24 protein-coding genes are annotated in these 26,443 nt (G+C 68.3%); 14 read left to right on the top strand and 10 right to left on the bottom strand.

Annotated elements, in window-relative coordinates; all coding sequences use genetic code 11:
• Positions 1-26: 26 nt before the first annotated feature.
• The 3 genes from ACZYYX_RS19275 (at position 27) to ACZYYX_RS19265 (ending at position 3,568) form a co-directional block, all read left to right on the top strand.
• Positions 27-1,298 carry a sensor domain-containing phosphodiesterase gene (locus ACZYYX_RS19275; protein ID WP_463816200.1) on the top strand — a complete coding sequence of 424 codons (1,272 nt, stop codon included), beginning with the start codon at positions 27-29 and terminating at the stop codon, positions 1,296-1,298.
• A 42-nt stretch (positions 1,299-1,340) separates the two neighbouring features.
• Positions 1,341-2,180: a bifunctional hydroxymethylpyrimidine kinase/phosphomethylpyrimidine kinase gene (gene thiD, locus ACZYYX_RS19270; protein ID WP_463816199.1), complete on the top strand. Its 840-nt coding sequence runs from the start codon at positions 1,341-1,343 to the stop codon at positions 2,178-2,180.
• Between the two features lie 110 nt (positions 2,181-2,290).
• A complete protein-coding gene (locus tag ACZYYX_RS19265; protein WP_463816198.1) occupies positions 2,291-3,568 on the top strand; it encodes a S1C family serine protease in 1,278 nt (425 codons plus the stop codon).
• On the opposite strand, the gene ACZYYX_RS19260 is transcribed toward ACZYYX_RS19265, so the two are convergent.
• Positions 3,565-4,605, bottom strand: coding sequence for a zinc-dependent alcohol dehydrogenase family protein (locus ACZYYX_RS19260; protein WP_463816197.1), 1,041 nt, complete (start codon positions 4,603-4,605; stop codon positions 3,565-3,567). The two genes, ACZYYX_RS19265 and ACZYYX_RS19260, sit on opposite strands and share 4 nt — an antisense overlap.
• Before the next feature lie 31 nt (positions 4,606-4,636).
• Positions 4,637-5,101, bottom strand: coding sequence for an SRPBCC family protein (locus ACZYYX_RS19255; protein WP_463816196.1), 465 nt, complete (start codon positions 5,099-5,101; stop codon positions 4,637-4,639).
• A 61-nt stretch (positions 5,102-5,162) separates the two neighbouring features.
• Here ACZYYX_RS19255 and ACZYYX_RS19250 point away from each other — a divergent pair, with 61 nt between their 5' ends.
• Positions 5,163-5,720 carry an FKBP-type peptidyl-prolyl cis-trans isomerase gene (locus tag ACZYYX_RS19250; RefSeq protein WP_463816195.1) on the top strand — a complete coding sequence of 186 codons (558 nt, stop codon included), beginning with the start codon at positions 5,163-5,165 and terminating at the stop codon, positions 5,718-5,720.
• Between the two features lie 9 nt (positions 5,721-5,729).
• Here ACZYYX_RS19250 and ACZYYX_RS19245 read toward each other — a convergent pair whose 3' ends face one another.
• Positions 5,730-6,029: a DUF1905 domain-containing protein gene (locus ACZYYX_RS19245; RefSeq protein ID WP_463816194.1), complete on the bottom strand. Its 300-nt coding sequence runs from the start codon at positions 6,027-6,029 to the stop codon at positions 5,730-5,732.
• Between the two features lie 10 nt (positions 6,030-6,039).
• Positions 6,040-6,771 (bottom strand): TetR/AcrR family transcriptional regulator, encoded by a 732-nt coding sequence (locus ACZYYX_RS19240; RefSeq protein WP_463816193.1) that lies wholly within the window; start codon positions 6,769-6,771, stop codon positions 6,040-6,042.
• On the opposite strand from ACZYYX_RS19240, the gene ACZYYX_RS19235 reads away from it, so the two are divergent.
• Both ACZYYX_RS19235 and ACZYYX_RS19230 read left to right on the top strand, forming a co-directional pair.
• Positions 6,765-8,774, top strand: coding sequence for an amidase (locus ACZYYX_RS19235; RefSeq protein ID WP_463816192.1), 2,010 nt, complete (start codon positions 6,765-6,767; stop codon positions 8,772-8,774). The genes ACZYYX_RS19240 and ACZYYX_RS19235 overlap by 7 nt on opposite strands.
• A gap of 50 nt (positions 8,775-8,824) precedes the next feature.
• Positions 8,825-11,710 (top strand): aminotransferase, encoded by a 2,886-nt coding sequence (locus ACZYYX_RS19230; protein ID WP_463816191.1) that lies wholly within the window; start codon positions 8,825-8,827, stop codon positions 11,708-11,710.
• A gap of 7 nt (positions 11,711-11,717) precedes the next feature.
• Here the strand turns inward: ACZYYX_RS19230 and ACZYYX_RS19225 are convergent, their stop codons facing one another.
• Entirely contained in the window at positions 11,718-12,587 is an 870-nt protein-coding gene (locus ACZYYX_RS19225; protein WP_463816190.1) for a MurR/RpiR family transcriptional regulator, read from the bottom strand.
• Between the two features lie 5 nt (positions 12,588-12,592).
• Positions 12,593-13,387: a class II glutamine amidotransferase gene (locus ACZYYX_RS19220; RefSeq protein WP_463816189.1), complete on the bottom strand. Its 795-nt coding sequence runs from the start codon at positions 13,385-13,387 to the stop codon at positions 12,593-12,595.
• A 127-nt stretch (positions 13,388-13,514) separates the two neighbouring features.
• On the opposite strand from ACZYYX_RS19220, the gene ACZYYX_RS19215 reads away from it, so the two are divergent.
• From ACZYYX_RS19215 to ACZYYX_RS19190, 6 genes are read left to right on the top strand one after another with little or no spacing between them, the layout of a single operon-like run.
• Positions 13,515-14,843, top strand: a complete 1,329-nt coding sequence (locus tag ACZYYX_RS19215; protein ID WP_463816188.1) for a type I glutamate--ammonia ligase — start codon at positions 13,515-13,517, stop codon at positions 14,841-14,843.
• Between the two features lie 16 nt (positions 14,844-14,859).
• Complete coding sequence (locus ACZYYX_RS19210) at positions 14,860-16,362, top strand: APC family permease (RefSeq protein ID WP_463816187.1); 1,503 nt, start codon at positions 14,860-14,862, stop codon at positions 16,360-16,362.
• Positions 16,359-17,666 (top strand): aspartate aminotransferase family protein, encoded by a 1,308-nt coding sequence (locus ACZYYX_RS19205; RefSeq protein WP_463816186.1) that lies wholly within the window; start codon positions 16,359-16,361, stop codon positions 17,664-17,666. Before ACZYYX_RS19210 ends, ACZYYX_RS19205 begins: the two co-directional genes overlap by 4 nt.
• Positions 17,653-18,828: an amidohydrolase family protein gene (locus ACZYYX_RS19200; protein WP_463816185.1), complete on the top strand. Its 1,176-nt coding sequence runs from the start codon at positions 17,653-17,655 to the stop codon at positions 18,826-18,828. The genes ACZYYX_RS19205 and ACZYYX_RS19200 overlap by 14 nt, the downstream gene beginning before the upstream one ends.
• Positions 18,829-18,833: 5 nt before the next feature.
• The gene (locus ACZYYX_RS19195; protein ID WP_463816184.1) at positions 18,834-20,288 is read left to right on the top strand and encodes an aminotransferase class I/II-fold pyridoxal phosphate-dependent enzyme; all 1,455 of its coding nucleotides are present in this window, start codon (positions 18,834-18,836) and stop codon (positions 20,286-20,288) included.
• A 3-nt stretch (positions 20,289-20,291) separates the two neighbouring features.
• The gene (locus ACZYYX_RS19190; RefSeq protein WP_463816183.1) at positions 20,292-20,771 is read left to right on the top strand and encodes a P-loop NTPase family protein; all 480 of its coding nucleotides are present in this window, start codon (positions 20,292-20,294) and stop codon (positions 20,769-20,771) included.
• Here ACZYYX_RS19190 and ACZYYX_RS19185 read toward each other — a convergent pair.
• Positions 20,758-21,195 carry a VOC family protein gene (locus ACZYYX_RS19185; protein ID WP_463816182.1) on the bottom strand — a complete coding sequence of 146 codons (438 nt, stop codon included), beginning with the start codon at positions 21,193-21,195 and terminating at the stop codon, positions 20,758-20,760. The genes ACZYYX_RS19190 and ACZYYX_RS19185 overlap by 14 nt on opposite strands.
• 36 nt (positions 21,196-21,231) lie before the next feature.
• Between ACZYYX_RS19185 and ACZYYX_RS19180 the strand changes: the two genes are divergently transcribed.
• Entirely contained in the window at positions 21,232-22,002 is a 771-nt protein-coding gene (locus tag ACZYYX_RS19180; RefSeq protein WP_463816181.1) for a hypothetical protein, read from the top strand.
• On the opposite strand, the gene ACZYYX_RS19175 is transcribed toward ACZYYX_RS19180, so the two are convergent.
• Positions 21,989-22,606: a dihydrofolate reductase family protein gene (locus ACZYYX_RS19175; protein WP_463816180.1), complete on the bottom strand. Its 618-nt coding sequence runs from the start codon at positions 22,604-22,606 to the stop codon at positions 21,989-21,991. The two genes, ACZYYX_RS19180 and ACZYYX_RS19175, sit on opposite strands and share 14 nt — an antisense overlap.
• Positions 22,607-22,744: 138 nt before the next feature.
• On the opposite strand from ACZYYX_RS19175, the gene ACZYYX_RS19170 reads away from it, so the two are divergent.
• Entirely contained in the window at positions 22,745-23,929 is a 1,185-nt protein-coding gene (locus tag ACZYYX_RS19170) for a lycopene cyclase family protein (RefSeq protein WP_463816179.1), read from the top strand.
• A gap of 6 nt (positions 23,930-23,935) precedes the next feature.
• Here the strand turns inward: ACZYYX_RS19170 and ACZYYX_RS19165 are convergent, their stop codons facing one another.
• The gene (locus ACZYYX_RS19165; protein WP_463816178.1) at positions 23,936-25,378 is read right to left on the bottom strand and encodes an HNH endonuclease signature motif containing protein; all 1,443 of its coding nucleotides are present in this window, start codon (positions 25,376-25,378) and stop codon (positions 23,936-23,938) included.
• A 266-nt stretch (positions 25,379-25,644) separates the two neighbouring features.
• The gene (locus ACZYYX_RS19160; RefSeq protein ID WP_463816177.1) at positions 25,645-26,442 is read right to left on the bottom strand and encodes a YhjD/YihY/BrkB family envelope integrity protein; all 798 of its coding nucleotides are present in this window, start codon (positions 26,440-26,442) and stop codon (positions 25,645-25,647) included.
• Position 26,443 lies beyond the last annotated feature (1 nt).

The following is a 26,443-nucleotide window of genomic DNA, read 5'->3' as shown; positions in this document are numbered from 1 at the left end:
ATTGCGGACGTCGCTAGGGTCCGACGTTGCAGAATCTCGTCGCGGCGATCAACGCGTCCATCGATCCTTCAGCGCTCATGCAGAGGATCGCCGAGCAGATGTGCCTCCTCACGCCCAAAGCCGACGGAGCGGCGGTCAGTCTGTTGACGCCCGAGGACCGGTTCGTGGTCGTCTCGGCGCACGGTCTGGTCGCACCGCTACTGGGGCTGACTCTGCCCCGGGAGGGAACGTTCCAGGGGCGGGCCATCGAAACCGGGCGTCCGCAGATCAGTCTCGACCCGCTGGCGGACCCTGATCTGACAGACGAGGTCCGCACCATCGGTGCGCGCCTCGGTATCGGGTCCCTCGTCGTGATCCCGCTCCTGCACCGTGGCAACGGGATCGGGGCACTGAGTCTCACAGCTGTCGACACGTGTCGATTCACCGAACGCGACATCTCGGCGATGGAGGCGACCGCCCGCTTCATCTCGGCTCTGATCGGGTCACACACCGAACTCGCGTCGATGCTCGACGACTTCCTCGGCGATCCCCACCACGAGGGTCGCGACCTGGCCGCACAGTTCCTGGCGTCCGTTCTGCTGCCCGACATGGCGCGTGAGGATGCGCTGCACCAGCACGTGAACGACCTGCTGGCGGCGCCGTCGCCGCTTCGGGCCGCATACCAGCCGATCGTGAACCTGGCGTCGGAATCCGTCGTGGGATTCGAGGGTCTGTGTCGTTTCCCCAGCGGCGCAGAACGGTCCCCTGCCTACTGGTTCGATGTCGCCCGCCGTCTCGGACGCGGTGTTCCCCTCGAATTGGCTGCGCTGTCCACGGTGCTCGCGGAGGTCGGAAGTGTCCCTCCCGACTGCTTCCTCGCCGTGAACGCCAGTCCCTCGACGGCTATGGACGCCCGGTTGCACGATGCCTTGCTGGCTGTGGGTGCGCCGCTGGTGCTGGAGATCACCGAGCACGAGCCGTTTCCTGATGGCCTGGCTGACGCTCTGAAGCCATTGCGGGACAGAGGTATTCGTTTGGCGATCGACGACGCCGGAGCCGGTTACGCCAGCTTCAAGCAGATGCTGCAGCTGCGGCCGGACATCATCAAGATCGATGGATCGCTCACGTCGGGTATCGACCGCGATCCGGCCAAACGTGCCCTGGTGATCGCCATCGTCCGGCTCTGCGCAGAGATGGGCGCCATGACGATCGCCGAGGCGATCGAGAAACACGACGAACAGGCGACCTTGTCAGAACTCGGCGTCACGTGGGGTCAGGGCTATCTCTTCGGCCAACCGGGAGCGCTTCGCCCGTCGTAGATCAGCGTCCCGGCGCCGAACAGCCATTTACAATCACCCGTGATGACGAACCGTCTCCCGCTGACTTCGCCCGGACAGACGCCGCGCCGCGTGATGACGATCGCGGGTTCGGACTCCGGTGGCAGCGCCGGCCTGCAAGCCGACATGCGCACGTTCGCGATGCTGGGTGTGCACGGCTGCGCTGCGGTGACGGCTGTGACGGTGCAGAACTCGTTGGGTGTCAGAGCTTTTCACGAGATCCCAGTAGAGGTGGTCGCCGCCCAGATCAGCGCAGTGGCCTCCGACATCGGGATCGAAGCAGCGAAGACGGGCATGCTCGCCTCGACGGCGATCATCCAGGCGATCGTGGCCACCTGGACGGCCGAGAAGCTTACCGGCACAGTCCCTTTCGTGGTCGATCCGGTGTGCGCATCCAATGCCGGTGAGCCGTTGCTGCACCCCAGTGCGCTCGATGCGATGCGCGACGAACTGATTCCGTTGGCCACGCTGGTCACGCCGAACCTCGACGAAGTACGACTTCTGGTGGGCATCGATGTCACCGACGCCGACACCCAGCGCGCCGCGGCCCGGGCGTTGCATGCGCTGGGACCGCAGTGGGCTCTGGTCAAAGGCGGCCACCTCCGAACCTCCCACGTGAGCTCGGACCTGCTCTTCGACGGTTCGGAATTCCACGAGTTCGCTGCTGCCCGGGTGGACACCCGAGACGACCACGGCGCCGGCGACACCCTCGGCGCGGCGATCACGGCGGCGTTGGCACACGGCTATTCGGTTCCCGACTCGGTCGCGTTCGGCAAAATGTGGGTGACCGAGTGCATCCGCGAGGCCTACCCCCTCGGTCACGGCCTCGGTCCCGTCAACGGGATGGCCAGCCTCTACCGCTGAGCGCAACCTTCTCGGTGTTTGCTGAGCGTGCTCTCAGTCGGGTCTCAGTTGCGGTGGGCAGGTTGGAGACAACCGACCTTTCATGCCCATCTTCGAAGGGAACACCACCGATGGCGACCACGCCCCCACCTGCCCCGCACAGTCACGACTGGGCGCGCGGAAGCTGGCCTGCCCCCCACACCCCGGTGCCCGGCAGCCCGACACCGTGGCCGCAACCGCCCGCACCAGGTGGGCCGCACATGCCGCGCCGAAACCGGCAGTCGCGCACCCCGCGTGCTCTGGTACTCGCGGGCGCGGCGGCTGTGGCCATCGCCGGCGGCGGCATCGGCGCGGCGGCTGCGGTAGCCGTGAACGACCACCAGCAGTCCGCCGCTACGACACCAGCAGCGATTCCTGCCCAGCCGGTGAAACCCGCTGCCAACGCCGCGCCGGGCTCGGTGGAGGCTGTCGCCGCCAAGGTGATGCCCAGTGTCGTCAAGTTGCAGATCGTCGCAGGTCAGGGGATGGCCGAAGGATCGGGCATCGTGCTGAGCCCCGATGGACTGATCTTGACCAACAACCACGTGGTCGCGCCTGTCGCTGCGGGCGGCACGGGTGCGCAGCCCGCGGCTTTCGACGGAGGCGAATCCCCGGCGACGGTCACGTTCTCCGACGGCCGCAGCGTGCCGTTCACCGTCGTGGGCACTGATCCCACCGGTGACCTGGCTGTTGTGCGCGCCCAAGGCGTCAGCGGCCTCACGCCGATCACGATCGGCTCCTCGAAGGGCGTCAAGATCGGCCAGGAGGTCGTCGCCATCGGATCTCCGCTCGGCTTGCAGGGCACGGTCACCAAAGGCATCGTCAGCGCCCTGAACCGGCCGGTGGCCGCCGGTGACGGCGAGGGCAGCTCCCCCGTCGTTCTCGATGCCCTGCAAACCGATGCCGCCATCAATCCCGGCAACTCGGGCGGCCCGCTGGTGGATATGAACGGCGACCTGATCGGCGTGAATTCGGCCGGCGCCAGCATGGGGTCCGGATCCGGCGGCGGCTCGATCGGACTCGGGTTCGCGATCCCGTCCGACCAGGCCAAGCGCATCGCCGACGAGTTGATCTCCTCCGGAAAGGCCAGCCACGGCTCGCTGGGAGTGCAACTGGGCACCGACACGGGTGGCGACACGGGTGGCTCAGACGGCGCGGCCGTCGCACAGGTGGCCGCCGGAAGCCCCGCCGCTGCGGCCGGTCTGTCCAGCGGAGCGGTGATCACGAAAATCAACGACCAGGTCATCGACGGGCCGGAGGCACTGGCTGCGGCCGTGCGCTCCAAGGCGCCGGGTGACCAGGTGTCTGTCACCTATCGCGACGACAGCGGCGCGACGCGGACCGCACAGGTCACGCTGGGTTCGGCTTAACGTCGAACGTTCGGCTCGATGATCGTGATGCCGGCCGGCGACGCGCTGTCGACGGCAGGCAGGGCCTCCGCTGCTTGCTCGAGGCTGATGGTGCGTTCGATCAGGTCCTGCGGTCGCAGGTCGCCGTGTTCGATCATCGCCACCATCGGCGGGTAATCCGCCGCCGCCATTCCGTGGCTGCCCAGCACGGAGAGCTCCCACGCGATCACCCGATCCATGGGAAGGCGTGGATGCCCGTCGACAGCAGGCAGCAAGCCGACCTGCACGTGACGACCCCGTCGGCGAAGGCTGAGGATGGACAGCGCGCACGCCGATTCGGAGCCCACCGCGTCTACTCCCACATGACTTCCGCCGCCAGTGATCTCGTGAATCCGTGCCGCTGTCTCGGCGCCGTCGGCGAGCGTGTGATCAGCACCGAGAGCCGTGGCGGCGACCAGTGCGCGGGCAGTGCGGTCGACCGCAATCACGTTGGCGCCCAGCGCTTTGCCGATCATCACCGCGCTCAAGCCGACCCCTCCGGCGCCGACGACCGTCAGCCACTGTCCGCGCTCGACACCGCCCACGGCTGTCAGAGCGCGGTATGCGGTCGCGAATCGGCATCCCAGTCCGGCCGCGGCAGCGAAAGAGACAGAGTCGGGAAGTCGCACGAGGTTGGTGTCGGCGGCGGGCAGCGCGACGTACTGCGCGAACGATCCCCAGTAGGTGAACCCGGGCTGCTCCTGGTGCGGGCACACCTGTGAGTTCCCGGATCGACACCACGTGCAGATTCCGCACCCGCACACGAACGGCACAGTCACCCGGTCGCCCACCCCCCAGCAGCGCACGTCCGGGCCGACCGCCTGCACGACGCCCGCCAGCTCATGGCCGGGAACGTGCGGGAGCGTCAGATGCTCGTGTCCTGCCCAGGCGTGCCAGTCGCTGCGGCACAAGCCGGTGGCCCGCACCGCGACGACGACGCCGTCGGGTCGCGGACTCGGATCGGGGACGGTCCGGACCGAGAGCGGGCCGCCGATACTGTCCATCACCAGTGCGCGCATCAACCCAGTCTGACGTGGGCCGGCGGACGGCTCAGGACGAGGTTTCGGCCGCCAGCCGAGAGAGGGTGTCGCTGAGCTGATCCTCGGTCACCAACGGGAACTTGACCTTCTTCAGCAGATCCTTGTCGGTGACCTTGGACCAGTCGTAGGTATGGCGTACCAGTGTCGCGTTGGGTCCCTGAGCCTCGATCTCCCACAACCATTCCCAGCCGGGAGGCTCGGTGCCGGCGGGAGCGGTCTGCCATGCCAGCAACTTGTCTTTGGCGTAACCGGTGACATGGTTGTCGGTCTTGTACTCGCCACCCATGTGATCGCCGGCCATGTTCATCGTGAACACGTCGCCGACCTTCTGGATGCGGTCGGCATGGTCGACACTGCGGATGAATCCGGAGCCGTCAAGGGCCGCATGCCGATGTGGATTGGACAGGACGTCGAAGACAGCGTCGGCGGACGCGTCGATGGTCCGTTCCACTATCACCTTGTTGTCGTCGCTCATGTGTTCCTCATTGCCCAGACCCACCACGTCCTCAAACCTGCGGGCCGGTAGCGTGGCACGAATGCTTCTGCGCCGTCTGCCGTCCTCGCTCGCTGTCGCCGTCTGTGTCGGGTCGACCCTGGCCCTGACCGCCTGCGGTTCCTCTGAGGCTCAGGCAGCAGCGTGTCCGACAGCCGCTCCGAGCAGCGCCACCGCCGCCGAATGGACCCTCCCCGGTGCCACCGGCAGTGTCGCCGTCACCGGCTCGACCGACTCCACGGCTCCGCTCGTCACTGTGACCCCGCCGTTCACCGTCGCCGAAACTCAGGTGCACACGCTGCAGGCCGGGTCCGGTGCCGTCGTCGGCGACGACGCGACGGTGTCCGTCTGCTACCAGGGTGTCAACGGACGCGACGGCTCCGTGTTCGACAGCAGCTACCAGCGCGGCACCCCCGTCGACTTCCCGCTCAACGGCGTGGTGCCGGGCTTCCAGAAGGCCATCGCCGGTCAACGCGTCGGCTCGACCGTCGCCGTGGCGATGACGTCGGCGGACGGCTACCCCAATGGTCAGCCCGCCGCCGGCATCCTTCCCGGTGACTCCCTGGTCTTCGCGATCAAGATCCTCGACGCCACCGCCTGAGCCGGCGCGTCAGTTCGTCCTAGCGGTTCCCACCCGTAATCGGATCTGCACCCGATCGCCGTCGTCGACGTCCTCGGCACGACGCAACGCCACCTTCAGCGGGACCAGGTAGACGTCGTCGCGCGGGATCAGCGACGTCGTCACCTCGGTGCTCCCGATGCGCACCTGCGCCGGGATGACACCCCACCCGTAGGTCAGTTCGCTCGACTGCGCGTGCAGGAAATCGTCGACGTCCGGCGGGGTTTCGACGAAAAAGTACGGTGCCGGGCCGCGCCATTGGAAGACGTCGGCATCGAACTCCCACTCCACGCCGATCAGACTAGGACGTCGGAGGTCTCGCCGAGGCCACCAGCATCGCCAGCCCACGCTCGAATGCCCGTGTCGCGACAGGGTCGGCGACGTCGTGGTCGGCCAGCGTCGCGTAGGCGGCAGTGAAGCGGGGGAACCGTTCCTCCTGCCCGGTCGGGTCGAACAGCACGGTGGGGCCGGACATGTCGAGCACGCTGCCGAGGATGAACGATTCGAACGCGGTCAGCAGCGGAAGGATCTCGTCGGTCGGCCAGCCGGCCGCCTCGGCCGCGACCACGAAATCCTCGTACTCGGCGAGCAGGACCGGTGCGGAGGCCCGGGTGGTCATCAGCAGGGGGATGGCGCGGGGGTGGCGCGCGAACGCGACGCGGTAGGAGCGAGCCCACTCGAGAAGGCCCTCCTCCCACGGCCGCTCGCGCAGCGGTCGCGAGTCGATGTGCGCCGATACCAGGGCGCGGACGTCTTCGATCATGGCGGCCCGGTCCGGTACGTGGTTGTACAGCGACGTCGGATTGACGTTCAGCTTCTGCGCCACCCGCCGCATGCTGGCTCCGTCGGTGCCATGACGATCGATGAGCGCCAGGGCGGTGCGGGCGATCAGGTCCCTGTGGAGAAGCGGACGAGATGGTCGAGCGATGGCGTTCTCCTCTCGGGCCGGAACGACGAATCCGCCCCGAGCATAAACCGACAGTGTATGTTTTATCGCGTGTCGGTCGAATACACAGTGCCCACCACATGACATCCGGTGATTTCACGGTCGTCGATGCCGACCTCGGGGTCTTGCGCAGCGCTCTGGAGCGCGGGGCTGTGACGAGCGTCGAGCTCGTCGCGCGGTACCTCAACAGGATCGGCCACTACGACCGCTCCGGAATCCTGCTCAATGCGGTTCCGGTACTCAATCCCGAAGCCTTCGACGAGGCGCGAGCCTCAGACTTGCGCCGGGCGCGTGGACAGACCCTCGGGCCAATGGACGGCATCCCGTTCACCGCCAAGGCCAGTTTCAAGGTTCGCGGTTTGCCGGTGACCGCCGGTTCGCCGGCGTTCGCCGATCTCGTCGCCGATGACGACGCGTTCGCGGTGGGCCGACTGCGCTCGGCTGGGGCCATCTGCCTCGGGCTGACCAATATGCCCCCGATGGCGGCCGGCGGCATGCAACGCGGGCTGTACGGTCGCGCCGAAAGTCCCTACAGCGCAGATTATTTGACCTCTGCCTTCGGTTCGGGATCGTCGAACGGCTCGGGAACCGCCACCGCGGCGAGCTTCGGCGCCTTCGGCCTGGCCGAGGAGACCTGGTCATCAGGGCGTGCTCCCGCGTCGAACAATGCGCTCGTCGCTTACACCCCGTCGCGGGGCATGATTTCCATCCGTGGTAACTGGCCGCTGGTGCCGACGATGGACGTCGTTGTCCCCCACGCGCGTTCGGTGGACGATCTGCTCCAGCTCCTCGACGTCGTCGTCGACGACGATGCGGTGCGCGACGGGGACCTCTGGAGGATGCAGGAATGGGTCGACATCCCTGCCGCCTCGGCCGTGCGACCGCCATCGTTCACCGACCTCGCAGCGCTGCCCATGCAGGGGTTACGCCTGGCGGTGCCCCGGCTCTACATCAACGGCGATCCCGACAGCGCTTTCCCGATCCGCACCCGCGACTCGGTGATGACACTGTGGCGATCCATGCGCGACGACCTGGTCGCTGCCGGCGCCGAGATCGTCGAGACCGACTTCCCCGTCGTGGAGAACTACGAAGGGCTGCATCCGGATTCGCGCACCATGGTCGAACGCGGTCTGGTTCCAGCCGAGTTCCTCGAACGCGAGGTGTGGGATCTGTCGATGTGGGCTTTCGATGCCTTCCTCCGGTCGGTGGACGGTTCGGGGCCTGATGATCTCGCAGCCGCGGACGGGCCGCTCATCTTCCCCGCACCGACAGGAGCCCTGCCGGACCAGTACGGAGTCTTCCCGTTCGACATCGCCTACGACCTCGCGGAGTACGTCGATCGGGCTCGCGCCGGCGTCGTGCCCTTCGACAGGATCCCCTCGGTGGAAGCGGGAATGCGGGGCCTGGAGGAGACCCGGCGTGTCGACTTCGAGAACTGGTTGTCCGACAACGGCTTCGACGCTGTCATCTTCCCTGCGGCAGCCGACGTCGGCCGAGCCGACGCCGATGTCGACGCCGGCTCGGCCGAGATCGCCTGGCGCAACGGTGTCTGGGTGTCCAACGGCAACCTGGTGCCCCGACACCTCGGCATTCCGACGGTCACCGTGCCGATGGGCACGATGGAGGACACGGGCATGCCGGTCGGTCTGACGGTCGCGGGTGCGGCGTACTCGGACACGACGCTGCTGCGACTGGCCCTCTCGGTCGAGGGGCTTCGGACGCGCCGCACTCCCCCGCCGCGCACCCCGGCGTTGCCCGACGAGGGAGTGTTCGAGAAGCCGTGCCGCCCGGGCGGCGGTGAACTGCGCATCCACGTGTCGGACGTGACGACCCACCGCGACGTCGACGGCCGCATCATGCTGAACTTCCACGTGGACGCTGACGGCGACTCCGCTCTGCAGATCACCGCGTTCGTCGACGGCGAGCGGGTGCCTGTGAACGAGGGCACGTGTGTGGTGCCCGTCGGTCGACACGACCGCGCGCACAGCGAATGGCGCCCGCCCTACGGCCCACTGATCGTCGCCGTCGCTCGATGCAATGACGGAGCCGTCGCGGGTGCGATGGCGACCACCGTAGGCTCACCGCTCTGAAACCCCATCGTCGCCTCAGGCGGCGACACCCCGTCGAGACGAGGCATCTGATGATCGAGACCGAGGTGTTCGACTTCTTCGCACACGCCGAGTTGCCCGCCCCGGGTCTCGCCGTCGACGAGGTCCGCCGTCATCTGCAGGAGTCCTTTTCCGCGACCTGCGACCTCAAAGAGCTGGGGAGTCAGCAGGATCAGAACTTTCTGCTCACCGATCCGGACACCGGCGAGCCGATCGGCGTGCTCAAGCTGACCAACCCTGCCTTCAGCGAATCGGAGATCGACCTGCAGAGTCTGGCCGCCGACACCGTTGCCGAGCGCGAGCCGAGCCTGCGTGTTCCCCGCGTCGTCCTCGGGTCCGGCGGCCCCATGTCCGCATGGTGGGACACCACCGCCGGTCGCCTGCACGCACGTGTTCTCGAGTTCGTGGGCGGCACGACGCTGACGGGATCGGGCTACCTCTCCCCCGCGACCGTTGCACGTATGGGCGAGCTCGCGGCGAAGGTCAGCGTGGCGCTGTCCGGCCTGACGCACCCCGCGTCAGGCCGCGTGCTGCAGTGGGATCTGCGCCACGCCGACCGGGTGATCGATACGCTGCTGCGCGACGAACCGGACTCTCGCATCCGCGATCTCGCCGTCTCCGTCGCTGACGCCGCCCGCAGCCATCTCGCGCCCGTCGCATCCCGACTTCCCCTGCAGCTCGGGCATTTCGACCTGACCGACGACAACGTCGTCGTCCCGCACGGGCCCTGCGCACTGCCGGACGGCATCATCGATTTCGGCGATGTCAGCGAATCATGGGCGGTCGGCGAAATCGCCGTGACCGTCTCGTCGCTGCTACACCACGATGGGCTGAGCCCGGTCGACGCGCTGCCCGCCATCGGCGCGTTCCATGCGCGGCGCCCCCTGACCGAGGACGAGGTCGACGCGCTCTGGCCGCTGGTCGCGCTGCGCGGCGTGGTGTTGGTGCTCAGCGGTCGGCAGCAGGTCCGCATCGATGCACAGAACGCCTACGCCGATTCCGCGCTCGATCGCGAACTCCTCATCCTCGAGCAGGCGATATCTGTTCCTTTCCCGGTGATGAACACGCTGATCCGCGACGCGGTGGACATGCCGGTCCGCCCCGGGCCGGTGTGGAGCGCAGGGCCACTGATCGCCGGCCTCGCCGGTGCGACGGTTCTCGACGTCGGCACGACGGCCGTGATCAACGACGAGGGACGGTGGACCGACGAGGCCACGCTGGGCCAGGTTGCGCTGGCCGCGCTCTCCGAAGGCGCTCCCGCCGCGGTGATTCCGGCGTGGCGCCCGCGGCTCACCGGTGCGCCGATGCGTACCCCCGCCGTCCCCATGACCGTGCCCACCGCGCTCACTGTCTGGCTGGCGCACGACACCTCCCTCGACATCCCTGCGGGCGCGCGACTGGAGGACACCGACGACGGGGTCGTGGTCTCGACGGCTGACCACCATGTGGTGCGCGTGACGGGCTTCTCTCCCAACGGAAGTGCACTGCCGGCGCGCACGCCGATCGAGATCCAGCACACCCGCGCGAACCAGGACCCGGTCCCGCTGCTGGTCGACGCCCGCTCCGCCGGCGGTTGGCGCCGCATGGCCGGTGACCCGGCTCCCCTGATCGGACTGCCACCGCAGGCGGGCGAGCGGCGCGACGACACGCTCGTGCGCCGACACCGGGTACTCGCCGACGTACAGGAGCATTACTACGCCGAGCCTCCCCGCATCGAGCGCGGCTGGCGTGAATACCTCGCCGACACCGACGGCCGGGTATACCTGGACATGGTCAACAACGTCGCGTCCGTCGGGCACGCCCACCCACAGGTGGTGGAGGCGGCCAACAGGCAGATGCGACTGCTGAACACCAACTCGCGGTTCAACTACGGCGTGATCACCGAGTTCGCCGAACGGGTCTCGGCCACGCTGCCCGACGAACTCGACACCGTCTTCTTCGTCAATTCCGGTTCCGAGGCAACCGATCTCGCGATTCGGATCGCGATGGCCGCCACCGGCCGCCCGGACATCGTGGCGATGCGGGAGGCCTACCACGGCTGGACCTTCGCCAGCGACGCGGTGTCCACGTCGATCGCGGACAACCCGAACGCGCTGGCCACGCGGCCGGCTTGGGTGCACACCGTCGACGCCGCGAACGGCTATCGCGGAGTGCATCGCGGCGCCGACGCCGACAGGTATGCACCAGAGGCCGTGTCGGTGATCGATGCGCTCGCCGATGCGGGCACACCGCCCGCGGGATTCATCTGCGAATCCTTCTTCGGCAACGCCGGCGGCGTCGCATTGCCCGACGGATACCTCGATCAGGTGTACACGGCGGTGCGCCGGCACGGCGGCATCGCGATCGCGGACGAGGTGCAGGTCGGCTATGGGCGTCTCGGCGAATGGTTCTGGGGATTCCAGCAGCAGGCGGTCGTGCCCGACGTCGTGGCCGTCGCGAAATCGGTGGGCGCCGGACAACCGATCGGCATCGTCGTCACCCGCCGAGCGATCGCGGCCCGCTACCGGACCCAGGGGTACTTCTTCTCCTCCACGGGCGGCTCACCGGTGTCGTCGGCGATCGGCCTCGCTGTCCTGGATGTGATCCAGCGAGAGGGCCTGCAGGAGAACGCCCGTGTCGTCGGCGCGCATCTGAAGAATCGGTTGGCTCAGCTCGCCGAGTCGCATCCGATCGTCGGAACCGTGCACGGCTCGGGTCTCTACCTCGGGCTCGAATTCATCCGCGACAGAGAGACACTGGAGCCTGCCACCGAAGAGACGGCGGCGATCTGCGACCGCCTTCTGACGCTGGGGGTGATCATGCAACCCACCGGTGACTACCTGAATGTGCTGAAGATCAAGCCGCCCCTGTGCGTGTCGCGCGAATCGGCGGATTATTTCGTGGACAGCCTCGACCGTGTCCTCACGACGGGCTGGTGACGGCGGGTCAGGTTTGATCCAGCACTTCGCCTCGCCGCCGCTCTTCCCACAGCGCCATGCGCGTGCGCGCCGGCTCGCCGATCGCGTCCATCACCAGCGGGATCAAGAGTTCGGTGAGCAGGAAGCCTGCCGACATGCTCTGGTACACCGTGCCGACCGTGCTCGAGGCGGCCAGCACGACTTCGGCGTCGGGCGCCACCGGGCAGGCCATGTCGTCGGTGATGAGCAGCAGCGTCGCCCCGGCCCGATGAACGTCGTCGGCGAGTTCTGCGGCGCTGCGGTGATAACGGTGATAGTCGAAGAGCACCACCACATCTCGCCGGCTGAGGTCCATGATCGTGCCGAGATCGCTGCCCTTCGGATCCGAGAGCAACCGCACACCCGGCCGCAACTGCTCCAGATGTGCCGCCAGATAGACGGCCAAGAGGTGGGAGAACCGGCCGCCGTGAAGATGCAGTGGCCGCGTGATGTCGGCCATCAGCGTCACCGCGGCCTCGAGCGTCGTCACCGGCAGCTGCGCCAGCGTCTGCTCGGCGCGCTCGTTCTGCGCACGCGCCTGATGCAGTAGCCGCTCGAGGTGACTCCCGGCAGGGGGAGGCGCATCGGCGAGCCGGGTCAGTGGCCCGCTCGACTGCCGGGTGAGTTCTGCACGCAGTGCCACCTGCAGGCCGGCGAACCCGTCGTAGCCCAGTGACTGCGCGAAGCGCAGCACCGTCGGCGGGCTCACCTCAGCTCGTTCGGCGAGCCGGGCGGCGCTGCTCAGGCCGGCGCTCGGATAGTCGGCCAGCAGTGCTCTGCCCACCCGACGTTCTGCACGGCTCAGCCCGGCCAACGCGGCACTGGTCCGCGCTGCCACCGACTCGCTGTGTTCGGTCATGCAGGTCAATCTGCCATGATCGGCCGCACCGTCATCGACAGATCGTCGAGCACGACCTCCGCCACGCTCTCGGGGGGCAGCGGCAGCCACGGCAGATCGCCGAAACCGGTGGAGCCGATGACCACCGTCCCGTCGTCGAGGCGGGCAACGCGCAACGAAAAGTAGTCCTCCAGATGCTCGGCGGGTAGATCGGTTGCGCTGATCTCCTCGATGTCCTCGTCCAGCAACACACTTCGGGCATGCGCGTGCACCGCGATGAGTCGACCCTCCCCCAGCACCAGCGCGTTGAGGCTGGCATCGGGATAGATGCCGCGCAACTGGGCGACCGCCCGCCGCACGGCCTCGGCGAGATCGGGGGCCGTTGGCCGGTGCTGGCGAATCAGTGCGAAGTAGCGCTCGCTGTCGGTGCTGCCCTGCAACGCGGCCACCATCGAGGGGTCCAGCAGCTGGTCGAGCGCGGCGATCGGCTTGATCGAGCCGTTGTGGGCCATCGCCAGCCCATCGGCCCCGAAGGGGTGAGAATTCTCCGGCCTGACCGCCAAGCCATTGGTCGCCCACCGCAGGTGGACCACTGACGCGCGCGCCGACTCCTTGACCGCCGTGCCGAACCGGGGATCGCCGATCGCGCTGTCGGGTGAAACCTCGACTCGCGGAACGTCATCGGGCTCGATCACAGAGGCCACGCCCCAGCCGTCGCCGTGGATCTTCGTCAGCGCGAGGAAGTCGGTGAGTACCGCCTCGCCCACGACGTCGGCCACCGAGGTCGGTTCGGCCGACGCAACGCCCAACAGCCGGCACATCGGCATCCCCGTTCGTCGAATCTAATGAATCGATCATAAACAGACAAAGTTAAAGACTCTGAAACATTTATGACATAGCGTGAACGTGACCGCCACCGCCTGAGGAGTTCCGAGGAGTTCGTTGCCCATGGAGGACCCCGACCTGACCGCCTACGTCGACGCTCTGCGTGAGGAGGGCGTCGCCATCGTCGCGGGCTCGGTCACGGACCTCGCCGGCGTGACTCGAGCGAAATACGTGCCGACGTCACGGCTCGGGGCGTTCACCCGTTCCGGGATGGGGGTGTCCCCGTCCTGGAGCGTGTTCTGTGTGGACAGCGGTATCGCCTTCACACCGACGATCGGGGTCGCCGGTGATCTCCGGATCCGGATCGACCAGAACGAGGTGCGGGTGGTCGAGAACGGGGTGGGTTGGGCGCCGGGCACTTTGACCGATCAGCAGGGTCGACCGGCACCCCTGTGCACGCGGACCCGGCTCGTCATGGCCGAGCAGGCAGCCGCCGAGCATGGCCTGCAGGTGCGCATGGGTGCAGAACTGGAATGCACGATGCTGGCCGCCGATGCCGGCCCCGCGACCACCGAGCCGTGGTCGCCCTACGGAATCAGGACATCACTCGACCGGTCGGGATTCCTGGTCGATCTCGCCGTGAGCGCTCAGCGCGCCGGCCTGTCCGTCGAGCAGCTGCACACCGAGTACGGACACGACCAGCTCGAGATGTCCCTGGCCCCAGACACGCCCGTGGCCGCAGTGGACGCCGTCATCCTGGCGCGGATCGTGCTCAGCCGCGTCGCCGCCCGCCACGGTCTACGAATCTCGTTCTCGCCGGTGCCTTTCGACGGCGCAGCCGGCAACGGGGCGCACCTGCATCTCTCACTGTCCGATGCGCAGGGGCCGGTGCTGTCGGGAGGTAGCGGTCCCCACGGCCTGCGCACATCCGGCGGGCACGCCATTGCCGGGGTCATCGACACCCTGCCGGATCTGATCGGCGTCTATGCCGGCTCGGTCGTCTCGCCGCTGCGGCTCAAGCCCGGCAACTGGGCGGGCGCCACCGCATGCTGGGGACTCGAAAACCGGGAAGCAGCCGTCCGATTCGTCGCCGCCACACCCGGTAATCCGCACGGCGCGAACATCGAGTGCAAGCTCATCGATCCGAGCGCGAACCCTTACCTGGCCGCCGCCGCGTTTCTGGGCAGCGCACTCCGCGGGATCGATCGCGCCCTTGACCTGCCGGAGGAGATCCCGGAGAACCCGGCACACTCGGACATCGAGACCCGACCGCTACCGCTGGCCCAGCGGGAGGCGCTCGACGCGATGGAGACCTCTCAGGTCGCCGCCGAGCTGCTGGGCGCCGACGTCGTGGACGCACTTCTGGCCGTACGTCGATACGAGCAGAAGACCTATGGAGACCAATCGCCGGAACAGATCTGCGACGCCGTCCGGCTCGCCTGGACCTGCTGAGATGAAGGAGACATCCGTGACCGCAGGAACATCTGATGCGCCCGATCAGATCCCGCACCGCCGACTCCCGTTCTGGGTGGCGCTCGCGTTGTCCGTCGCGCTCGTCGGCCCGACACTGGCCATGTCGGGCAACGGCCAGGGATTGATCGGGACCGTCGGCAAATCGATCCCGCTGGTGTTCCTCATCGGCCTGGTCGGCGTCTCCCTGGTCGGGTACAGCTTCGTGCGCCTGACACGGCACCTGAACCACGCCGGATCGGCCTATGGGCTGGTGGGCGGCACGATCGGTCCGCGCACCGGATTCTTCTCCGGCTTCGCAATGCTGGGAGCCTACTGGGGTTTCTCGATCGGGACGCTCGCGCTGACCGCGGCGTTCGTGAACTCCTTCATCGCCGCGCTGCAGCCCGGCGTCGACGATCCCTACCAGGTGCCCTGGCTGATCATCGTCGTCATCGGCGCGGTCATCTCGTTCCTGTTGTCTGGCCGTGACATTCAGCTCCTCGCCAAGATCCTGCTGGCGATCGAGGGCATCGGCATCCTGGCGATGATCGTGCTCGTGATCGCCATCTTCGCCAAGGGTGGCGCGCCCACCACGGGGATCGACTTCTCGGTCTTCTCGTTCTCCGGTGGCGACGTCTCCGGATCCGCGGTGCTCGCCGGTGTAGTGGCCGCGTTCCTGTCGTGGGCGGGTTTCGAGGCGTGTGCCTCCATGGGTGAGGAGACCGACGACCCGAAACGCAACATCCCCCGCGCACTGGCCGGGACGCTGATCCTCACCGGGGTGCTGTTCGTCGTGGTGATGTTCGCCCAGGTCGTCGGATTCGGCACCGACGCAGCAGGTTTGGAAGCCTTCCAGAGTTCGGGTAACACCCTCGGCGACCTCGGCGGAAGCTACATCGGGCAATGGTTCTCCCTGGTCATCATCTTCACCGCGGTCGTCTCCGCATTCGGTTGCCACCTCGCCACCTCGGCGACCTCGGGTCGGATGCTCTACGCCTTCGGACGTGACGGCTTCGGCCCGAAAGCGCTGGCGCACATCCACGCCGACACCGGCGGCCCTCGGCGTGCCACCTGGCTGGTCGTCGTCGTCGCTCTCGTCGTCGACCTGATCTGCGGCGCCACCGGCTGGCCCGACATGGGCACCGGCAACGACGCGATCGACGCGTACTTCCTGTTCGCCGTCGCGGGCTCGGTGTGTCTGATGGTGTGCTATCTGCTCGTCGAACTCGCCGCCGCCTACTTCATGGGAGCGCCGGAGTTCATGCCGGTGCACAACGGCACGGGCAAGATCGCGGGCTTGGTCCTGCCCCTGCTCGGCGCGCTCGTGATCGTCACCGTGCTGTGGTTCAACGTCAAAGACGCCGAAAGCTGGTCAGCTGCACCCCTGCTCGGCCTGTACTGGTGTGCACTCGGTCTCGTCATCGCGATCGCCCTGTCGGGGATCGCCAAACGTGTCGGTGAATCGCTGGCGATGGAACTGAACATGACGCCCACCGCTGATTCGACCCGGTCGGCGTGAGCACGCTCTACGCCCGCGATGAGGCCGTCATCGCCGGCATCGAGAAGCTGCGCTTCTTCCCGCTGGAAGTGGAGTCCGGGCACGGCTGCATCCTCGTCACCCCCGACGGCCGCGAACTGCTGGATCTGTCGGCCACATGGACGGCCTCCGGGCTGGGACACGGCCATCCCGCCATCGTCGACGCGGTCAGCCGTGCCATTCGCACCGCACCCGGTTCGGGGGGACTTTCTGCGGTTCACCCCGACTCCGTCGGCCTGGCCGAGGACCTGCTCGCCCTGGTGCCCGGCAGCGGCGAGCGGCGGGTCTACCTCGGCCACGCCGGGTCCGACGCCAATGACGTCGCGCTGCGTGCGTGCCGGCACGCCACCGGACGGCCGACCGTGGTGGCCTTCGAGCACAGCTACCACGGCGGCGTCGGTGTCGCGATGGGTGTGTCCGGCGTGCACGTCGACGCGGGTGTGCCCGCCGATCCGGAGGCAGTGTTCCTGCCGTATCCGAACCCGTTCCGGCCCGGCCCGCAGGGTATCGACGCCGATGTCGCGAACTGCCTTTCGCTGGCCGAACAGCACCTCGCGGGCGGACGGGTGGCCTGCCTGATCGTCGAGCCCATCCTGTCCGACGGCGGGCTCGTCGTGCCGCCGGACGGGTTTCTCGCCCAGCTGCATCAGATCTGTCGGCGCCACGACGTCCCGCTGATCTGCGACGAAGTCAAGATGGGACTGGGCAGGCCCGGCACTCTGCACGCGTTCGAGCACGACGGTGTCGTGCCCGACATCGTCACCTTCGGCAAGGTACTCGGCGGTGGGCTCCCCCTGTCCGCCGCGGTCGGGCCGGCCGCGATCCTGGACGAGCCCCCGGCCGCCGCGCTCCTGACCACCGCGGGCAACCCGGTGTGCACCGCGGCCGGACGCGCCGTGCTCACAACGGTGGTGGAGGACGGGCTCATCGAGAACGCAGCGACGGTGGGTGCGATGCTGGCCGGCGCCCTGCGCGACCTCGCGGACATGCCCGGCGGCGACCGCATCGGCGACGTTCGCGGTCGTGGGCTGGCCATCGGGCTGGAGCTCGTCGATCCTGCTACCGGTGACCGGGACCCCCGGCTGGCCGCCGCGGTGGTCTACCGTGCCTGGGAGTTGGGTGCGGTCGTTTACTACGTCGGTGGGAACGTCCTGGAGATCACCCCGCCGTTGGTGCTGACCGAAGCGCAGGCAGCAACGGCGGCAGACATCCTCGGGACAGCCATCGCCGATGCGGCTGCAGGGAGGGTCGACGCCGAGGAGGTCGCGAAGTATGCCGGGTGGTGAGCTGGACGACGTGTTCGGGGGAATCGAGGCGTCGGTTCCCGAGGGACTCGCCGACCACCTGCGCACGGTGTCACTGATCGACCACCATGTGCACGGCACGTTCAGTGCGGACATCGACCGAGCGACGTTCGAGTTCTCCATCAACGAGGGGTCCAACGACCCGGTGCCGCCGTGGATGACGAACTTCGACTCGCCGCTCGGGCTGTCGATACGACGTTGGTGCGCACCACTTCTCGGACTGCCAGCGAGAGTCGACGGGGAGACGTACTGGAGGCGGCGCTGTGAGTTCGGTGCCGACGAGCTGGCCGCCACGATGCTGCGTGCCGCCGGCGTCTCGCACTGGATCGTCGACACCGGGTTCAAGGGCGACCAGATCACCACCCACCGTCGACTGGCCGAGCTCGCGTCGGGACGAACGTCGGAGATCGTGCGGCTGGAACGGGTCGCCGAGGATCTCCTCGACGGCGGCACCTCCGCGCAGGACTACCCCGACGCGATGCGCGCGGCGCTCGCGGGCGCATCGGCCGATCCGACCGTGGTGGGCGCCAAGACCATCGTGGCCTACCGGACCGGATTCGACATCGACTGGACCCGCCCCAGCGACGCCGACGTCGTCACCCACGCGCAGGCACTGGCGGCGCGCCCCGGTCCCACACGCGTCGACGATCCGACACTCATCGCGTTCGGCGTGCACGAGGCCGCCGCCCACGGACTCCCTGTGCAGGTGCACGTCGGGTTCGGTGACCGCGATCTCGATCTGCACCGGTGCGACCCGTTGCTGTTGCTGCCGCTGCTGCGGATCATGCCACCGGTGCCGGTTCTGCTGCTGCACTGTTACCCCTTCCACCGCCACGCCGGTTATCTGGCACAGGCGTTCGACCACGTGAACTTCGACGTCGGCCTGGCGATCAACTACCTGGGTACGCGGTCCACCGGCCTGGTCGCCGAGGCGCTGGAAGTTGCCCCGTTCGCCAAGCAGCTCTACTCCTCGGACGCGTTCGGTCCGCCCGAGCTGCATGTGCTGGGCTCGGTCCTGTGGCGGCGCGCCGTGGGTGTGGTGTTGGGCGACTGGATCCGGTCCGGTGACTGCGCCGAATCCGACGCGATCCGCATCGTCGACATGATCGGTATGACCAACGCGCGACGCGTCTACGGGCTTTGACGGCGATGAGCAGTGACCACAGCCGGGCGCCCCTGTTCGAGTCGCTGCGGTCGTTTGTCGAGCGCGATCAGGCGCCGTTCTACTCCCCCGGTCACAAAGGGGGCCGCACGTTCGATCCGTGGTTCCGGGCTAACATCGCTGCCCTCGACCTGAACAACCTGCCCGACACCGACACCCTGCACTGCCCCGAGGGGCCGATCCTCGCGGCGGAGCAGTTGATCGCCGACGCCTGGGGCGTACCGCAGAGTTTCGTGATGGTCCAGGGCTCCACCGGTGGCAACATCGCCGTGGCGCTGACCGCGCTGCACCCTGACGAACCGGTGCTCGTCGCGCGCAACGCCCACAAATCGGTGCTTGCCGGGCTCGTCCAGGTCGGCGCCCGACCGATCTGGCTGGAACCGCGTTGGGACGATCGGTTCGGCGTCGCCCACGGGCTCGACCTCGCCGTCGTCGAAAAGGCACTCGCCGAGACCGATGCGCGCGCGCTGTGGGTGTTGCATCCCACGTACTACGGCACCACCGGCGACATCGTCGCCCTCGCGGCGCTGTGCCGGGAGCGTGGAGTGCGTCTGCTGGTCGACGGAGCGCACTCTCCACATTTCGCCTTTCACCCCGAATTGCCCACCAGTGCAGAGTGTTCGGGTGCCGCAGCCACGGTGCAGTCGGTGCACAAGATTCTCTCCGGGTTGAGTCAGGCCGCGGTGCTGCACGTCGACACGGCGCAGCTCGACGAGGCGTCGGTGCGGCGCTCGCTGCAACTCGTCCAGACGACGAGCCCGCACTTCGCGATCATGGCGTCGATCGACCTGGCGCGCCGGCAGATGGTCACCGACGGGCGAGCCTTGCTGGACGACGCGCTGGGCCGGGCGCGTGTCGCTGCGGACAAGCTCCTGCGTGTTCCGGGGTTGACAGTGCTGCGACCGCAGGACCTGGCCGGGGCCGGCACGGGACTTCACCAATTGGACGAGACCAAGCTGTTGATCGGTGTAGCCGGTCTCGACGCCGACGCCCGCGAGATCCTCTCGCGGCTCAACCGGGTGCATGGCGTGCAGCCCGAACTCGCCGGAACCGGACATGTGCTCTGCATCAGCACGATCGGAAACACTGATGCCGATTTCGACCGGCTCACAACCGCTTTCGCCGAAGTCTCCGGGCATTTCGGACAGCGGCACGGCGAGGTCGCCGGTACGTGGACCGGCGACCTGCTGGCCGTGCGGCCGGAGGTGGTGCTCACCCCACGCGAGGCCTTCTTCGCTGCCCGATCGACTATCGCGCTGGCCGAGTCCGTCGGCCGTATCGCCGCCGAGGCCATCACCCCGTATCCGCCCGGCATCCCGCTGGTGATGCCCGGTGAGCGGCTCAGCGCCGAGGTGATCGGTCTGCTGAGTTCGCTTCGGGCGGCGGGCAATCCGATCAGCGCCTCGGACCCGACGCTGGACTACGTGACGACGGTGCGCTGAGCGGTGCCGGTACGCGCCGCGGTCCTGATCACCGGAATGTCGGGCGCCGGCAAGACCACGGCACTGAACGGCCTGGCGCTGCGCGGCTTCGCCACCGTCGACACCGACGACGGACCGTGGATCGAACTCGTCGACAGCGAACCGTTGTGGCGTGAGCCACCCATCGATGCGCTGCTCGAAAGGCCGCGTACAACAGCACTTTTCGTGGCGGGCACAGTGGCCAACCAGGGTGTGTTCTACGAGCGCTTCGATGCCGTCGTCTTACTGAGCGCGCCCAGCGCGATCACCTTCGAGCGCATCGCGACCCGAACCGACAATCGCTTCGGCAAGAACGAGTCCGAGCGTCGACAGATCGCGCGTGATATTGCCGAGGTGGAACCGCTTCTGCGGCAGGCGGCGACGCACGAGATCGTCACGGTGTGTCCTCCCGAGGAGGTCGTCGACAGACTGGTCGCGATCGCGGCCGCGGTCACCCGCCGGTGAGTTCCTGGGCGAGCATCACGAGGATGCCGCTGGGGCCTCGGACATAGGTCAGTTTGTAGACGTCCTGATAGGTCGCCACACCGCGGAGGGGATGGCACCCGTGCCGCGCCGCGATGGCGAGCGCCTCGTCGAGATCGTCGACGGAGAATGCCACGCGGTGCATGCCGATCTCGTGGGGCAGCGTCGGCTCTGTCGCGATCGCGATCGGGTGGATGTACTCGAACAGTTCGAGCCTGCCGTGCCCGTCGGGTGTCTGCAGCATTGCGATCATCGCGTGGTTGCCGTCGAGACCGACCGCTGTATCCGCCCACTCGCCGCTGACGGTGTCGCGACCGATGAGCGACAGACCCAGGTCGGTGAAGAACGCGATGGCCGCATCGAGATCGGACACCGCAATGCCGACGTTTTCGAGCCTGATCGCCATGGTAGGCATGCTACGACGACCGGGAAGGGAGAGTGCGTGCGCCGCATCGTGATCCTGGGCGGTCTCGCACTGATCCTCCTTGCGGCGTTTGCTGTCGTGCCGGCGCTGCTGGTCGGTGGCGGACTGGCCACGGTGAGCGACAACGCGCCCCTCACCCGCGCGTTCGCCATCGAACTCACCGCGTTCTGGAATGCACAGGCATCCGGTGTGACGCCCGGGCTCGCCGATCTGATCGACCTCTGGCGACGGTGGCACGCCCTCAAAGTACTGATCTCTCTGCTGTTCACCGCGACGATGCTCGCGCTGTCCGCGGCGTTGTGGAGGCAGTCTCTCGTGGCCGGGGCGTCCTGCGCGCGACGCTGGGGCGGCGGCGCGGCCGCTGTGGCGGCAAGCCTGCTGATACTGGGCGGACTCGTCGCGGTGGCCGCCAACATCCAGGCGACCGCGGCACCCCTGTCTGCGCTGTTGCCGCTGCTGCCCTCCGATCCGCCTCCCGGCGATCTCCGGATGGCCATGAGTCAGATCCACGACGGACTTGCCCACGCCGACAGCGCTTTTGCCGGTAAGCCGGCGCTCGTGGTGATGATGGACAGTCAGCGCACGTATCTCACAGCACTCGCGCTCACGGTCACCGTGATGGCGATCGGCTGTGCAGTATGCACCGGGTACGCCGCGCGCCGACTCCCGCGCGGTGCCGGGGTCGCCGGGGCGACGGTGACCGCTGCCTTCGTGGCCGCCGCGGTGGCGGCGTGGATGCCGGTCGCCGACCCCGTCGAGTCGCTGCTGGGTGTCTTCAGCGTCGGGTGACTCCGAATCGGAGGTGGACCACTCCCGGCGCCTCGAGCACCCGCTCGAGCCGCAGGTCGGGAGTGCCGAGCGGGAAGCCGTCGAACAGTCGCTCCCCGGAGCCGAGCAGGACCGGGTTCAGTTGCAGGTCGATTTCGTCCACCAGACCGGCGCTGATGGCCTGCCGCGCGCACGACGCACCGCCCGCGATCGAGATGGCCCGATCGCCCGCGGCCGCCTCGGCCTGCGCGTATGCCGCCTCGATCCCCTCGGTTACGAAATGGAACGTGGTGCCACCACCCATCTCGATTGGGTCGTGTGCATGATGCGTCAGCACGTACACCGGACAGTGATATGGCGGCTCATCTCCCCACCACCCCCGCCATCCGGAATCGTCCCAGGGGCCGCGAATCGGGCCGAACATGTTGCGGCCCATGATCACTGCGCCCATTCCGTCCATCATGTCGGACACCACCTGCCGATTGGCCGGGTAATCCTTCTCCGGTCCGAGGTGCCATCCGTGCAACCGTTCACCACCGATCCCGAGTGGATGGTCCCGGCCCTGGTGCGGGCCGGCGACGAAGCCGTCAGCGGAGATCGACATCGACAGATGAGTTCGGGGCACGGCTCCTCCGATCAGAGTGCGGGCAGTCGCCATAGTGACTCACACGGCGGGCTGAACTCATCGTCACCGGGGAAATCTCGCCGACGCGTCACCCGTTGCGGCTGACAGCGCGGTGGCCGGACCGGCACGATGGGACCAATGGACGTGTGCGTGGTCGGGGCCGGCCCGGCGGGAGTGGCACTGGCCGGGGCGTGTCAACGCCTCGGCCTGACCACGGGCCTGGTCGACGTGGCACCTGAGCGGCCCTGGACGGCGACCTACGGCATGTGGGCCCCCGAATTGCCGCCCGAGCTGCCGGCCGAGGTCGTCGCCGCACGCGCGGCGGGCAGGGTGGTCGCGCTGACCGACCGGCTCCTGGGCTGGGAGTACGCCGTCCTCGACGTCCCCGCCCTGCAGTCCCATCTCGTAGGCGGCCTGACCGGAGTGCGCGTGCAGTCGGGTCGCGTTGTCGGGTCCCCGCAGCCCGGCGTCGTGGCGCTCGCCGACGGCGCGGAGATCCGGGCTTCGGTCGTCGTCGACGCCGGCGGCCAGGCCCGACCGCTGAACACGCGGCGCAGAGGACGGGAACGCGCCGCCCAGACCGCCTACGGGATGTTCCTCGACGAACAGACCGCGGCGCCGCTGATCGCCCCGGGTGAAGCTCTGTTCATGGACTGGCGCCAGGAACACGGCGAAGACGGCTGGCCGACGTTTCTGTACGTGATCCCCCTGGGCGGCGGCCGCGTGCTGGTCGAGGAGACGTCGCTGGCCCGGCGGCCGGGCCTGCCGCTGCCCGTCCTTCATCGCCGCCTCAGCGCCCGCCTGGCCCGCTACGGCATCGCCCCGCCCGCCGACGCGCCCGTGGAGCGGGTGGCATTCACCGTGGACCATCCGCGACACCGTGCTCCCGGTGTCCTGGGGTTCGGTGCCGCCGCGCCGCTGATCCACCCGGCGACCGGCTTCAGCCTCGCCGCGGCGCTGCGCCTCGCGCCGCAGGTGGCCTCGGTGGTCGCGACCCACTTGCCACGCGGAACCGATCGCGCGATCGCCGCCGCCCGCGACACCGTGTGGCCGCGCAGCGCCCGGATCGTCCACCATCTGCGCCGCGTCGGGCTGGAAGCACTGCTTCGGATGCCGCCCGCCGACGTGCCCGCATTCTTCGAACAGTTCTTCGAGCTTCCCGAGCGGCACCGCTGGACGTACCTGACCGCGCGCGACGACGTCGCGGGCAACGTCGCCGCGCTGACCCATCTCTTCCGGGAGTCCAATCGACAGCTGCGCGGTCACCTCGTCAGGCCCGCGCTGCTGCCCCCACTGCCGAGCAACGAGCGCGTCCTCAACTAGCGGCCCTCAGGCAACTTGGTTGTCGGGTGGTGCGGGTCCGCCGGGTTCTGCGGGGTCGACGGCTTTTCCCGATACTTCCTCCTGTTCGGGTGGGCGGAGGAGGCGTTCGGGGGTGTGGTGGGTGTTGACCCGGGTTTGTCCGGTGTCTAGGTCCGGTGGTGGGGTCCATTCGACTTCATGGCGGGCGTTCATCGACGTGGTCCAGCCGCCGGGTGCGACGGCGCGGTTGTCGGGCGGGCAGGCCAGGCCGAGGTCGTCGATGTTGGTCAGCCCGCCCGCGGCCCAATCCTGTGTGACGTGGTGGACCTGGCAGCCGTACGCCCCGACCGGGCAGCCGGGTTTCGTGCAGCCACCCTCGCGGCCGATCAGCATGATCCGCTGGGCTGGTGATGCGGTGCGGCGGGTGCGGAACAAGTCGAGCGCCGCGCCGGTGGCGCGGTCAAAGATCGCCAGGTAGTGGGACGCGTGCGCCCCCATCCGGATCACGTCCTTGATCGGGAGGCGGGTGCCACCGCCGGTGACCCCGATCCCGGCGCAGGACTCGAGGTCCTGCAGCGTCGTGCGGACGATCACCGTGACCGGTAACCCGTTGAGCTGACCTAACTCCCCGCTCATCAGGGCGATGCGTCCGACCGCGAGTAGGGCGTCGTGTTGGCGTTGGGCCAGGCTGCGGTGATCGTTGTCGATCTGCGCCTGCGTCGGTGTGCCGGAGATACACGGTTCGGGGTCGTCGGGGTTGCACATCCCGGGGGCGGCGTACTTGGCGAAGATCGCCTCCCACACCGCCGCAGCCTCCGGCGTCAAATCCGCCCACCACGCCGTCATCCCGTCCCGACACTGCCGAGACTTCTTCAAACCCCGCTTACGGACACGTTCCGCATCGTCGGGTTCAGGGCCGTCTTGGTCGAGCAGGAACAGGGTCAGATCTGCGGCGTCGCGGGTTTCTTTGGGGCCGGCCCCGACGGCGGTGCGCACGAGCTGGACTTCGAACTGCTCGCGGGTGGCGGTGTCGCAGAAGCCGGGGAGTTTGTCGATGGCTTTGCGGATCTCGGTGACATGCTCGCCGGTGATCAAGCCCTGTTCTTGCGCGATGGCGGTCGCGGGCAGCACCGGCGGCAAGGGGGGTCCGGTGATGGGTTGACGGGGTGCCAGCAGCGCCGCGTCGGTCAACCGACGGTGTGCTTCCGGGCCACTGATGCGGTAGCGGATGGCGAGGACGTCTTTCCAGTTCTTGGCGCCCATCTTCTGCGGGGTGGTCTCGATCTGCAGCCGCGCCAGGCCGCGATTGCGGGCCGCCGGCAGCCGACACCCGGCTGCTTCGATCTCGTCGAGCAGCTCGACCACGTCCGCGGCGGTCGCGAGGTCCAGATCGGCAGCGAGCACGCCGTCGACCGCGGCCCGTAGGACCGCCACCGCCTCCCGCACGCCAACCATACTTCGAACATACATTCGACCACCGACAAATCTTGATGTCGCTCGACGTCACCTCTGAAGACATCGTTGACGGTTCGGAGAATCATGTTGGTTTCACTGCTGCCGTGCGCGGTGCCGATCTTCTGCACCAAGCACGGCGTCTCTCGATTCCTCGTCGAGCACACCTGCCTCGAATCCGGTGTCAGCTGCGGCGGCAACGGCCGACCCCGCAGCGCGCGCCCCAACCGTCATCGAAGGTCCTGAACACATCGCACCCAGCGTCAGCTGTCCCGCTGAGACGACTAGTTCATCTGGTCGAGCACGACCGTGGCCCGGAACCCGCACAGCACCAGGATGTGCATGATGTAGAGCCACAGCGCCAGCGCGGTCACCGCGCCCACGATGGGCAGGCCGCCGAACGGCGCGGACCACGGGATCGGGATCGCGAGGAACAACACGAAGCCCTGCAGGAAGCCCGACAGGATCGACCCGGTGGCGAACGCGCCGATCGCCAACGCACGCCAGCCGATACGGCCGGGCCCGATGAGCCCGAACACTCCGAGCAACGCCGTCGACACGGTGACCCACACGATGTGGAAGGCCACGACCACTCCCCACACCAGCGACCACCCACCCGCTGTGTACAGCGGGGCGATATAGGGAGCCGACAGCAGCACGGCCAGGACCAGGAACGGCGCCACCGCCGCCACACCCAGCAGGCCGGCCCGCCCCCGCCACCCCGTCAGCGAATCCGGCTCCGCCGACATCTGCACGAACGCGCGGCGCAGCCCCTCCCCGTACAGACTCGCGGGGAACAGCACGACCAGCGCCTGGACCCATGACATGGACAGCGCCACCCGGGTCAGGGTGCGCAGCGCCTCCGGCGTGCCATGCCCGCCCGGCAGCCCGTCGATCGCCGCCGTCATGGCCGTGGTGACCGTGTCATGGCCCGCCAGCGCGCCGACGGCCCACAGCGCCGCGAGCGCCAGCGGCACCAGACCGATGACCCCGAAGTACGTGGCGCCGGCCGCCCACAACGCGAGATCGCTGCCCGGAAACGTCGTTCGAACGCCTGCGGCGAACTGCCGCAATCGACTCACG

This window comes from Mycobacterium sp. IDUB_1, assembly GCF_055419625.1.
Note: the sequence above shows the minus strand (reverse complement) of the source record. Positions and strands in the feature narration are given on the sequence as shown.

Coding starts and splice junctions, on each gene's coding strand:
- ACZYYX_RS19220 (WP_463816189.1), bottom strand. CDS start 13,387: ATGTGCCGGCTGTTGGGCGTTGCGTCGGCCGAACCGACCTCGGTGGCC.
- ACZYYX_RS19240 (WP_463816193.1), bottom strand. CDS start 6,771: ATGTCATGTGGTGGGCACTGTGTATTCGACCGACACGCGATAAAACAT.
- ACZYYX_RS19185 (WP_463816182.1), bottom strand. CDS start 21,195: ATGGCGATCAGGCTCGAAAACGTCGGCATTGCGGTGTCCGATCTCGAT.
- ACZYYX_RS19195 (WP_463816184.1), top strand. CDS start 18,834: ATGAGCAGTGACCACAGCCGGGCGCCCCTGTTCGAGTCGCTGCGGTCG.
- ACZYYX_RS19255 (WP_463816196.1), bottom strand. CDS start 5,101: ATGAGCGACGACAACAAGGTGATAGTGGAACGGACCATCGACGCGTCC.
- ACZYYX_RS19265 (WP_463816198.1), top strand. CDS start 2,291: ATGGCGACCACGCCCCCACCTGCCCCGCACAGTCACGACTGGGCGCGC.
- ACZYYX_RS19250 (WP_463816195.1), top strand. CDS start 5,163: ATGCTTCTGCGCCGTCTGCCGTCCTCGCTCGCTGTCGCCGTCTGTGTC.
- ACZYYX_RS19215 (WP_463816188.1), top strand. CDS start 13,515: ATGGAGGACCCCGACCTGACCGCCTACGTCGACGCTCTGCGTGAGGAG.
- ACZYYX_RS19260 (WP_463816197.1), bottom strand. CDS start 4,605: ATGCGCGCACTGGTGATGGACAGTATCGGCGGCCCGCTCTCGGTCCGG.
- thiD (WP_463816199.1), top strand. CDS start 1,341: ATGACGAACCGTCTCCCGCTGACTTCGCCCGGACAGACGCCGCGCCGC.
- ACZYYX_RS19200 (WP_463816185.1), top strand. CDS start 17,653: ATGCCGGGTGGTGAGCTGGACGACGTGTTCGGGGGAATCGAGGCGTCG.
- ACZYYX_RS19165 (WP_463816178.1), bottom strand. CDS start 25,378: ATGTATGTTCGAAGTATGGTTGGCGTGCGGGAGGCGGTGGCGGTCCTA.
- ACZYYX_RS19225 (WP_463816190.1), bottom strand. CDS start 12,587: ATGACCGAACACAGCGAGTCGGTGGCAGCGCGGACCAGTGCCGCGTTG.
- ACZYYX_RS19230 (WP_463816191.1), top strand. CDS start 8,825: ATGATCGAGACCGAGGTGTTCGACTTCTTCGCACACGCCGAGTTGCCC.
- ACZYYX_RS19235 (WP_463816192.1), top strand. CDS start 6,765: ATGACATCCGGTGATTTCACGGTCGTCGATGCCGACCTCGGGGTCTTG.
- ACZYYX_RS19170 (WP_463816179.1), top strand. CDS start 22,745: ATGGACGTGTGCGTGGTCGGGGCCGGCCCGGCGGGAGTGGCACTGGCC.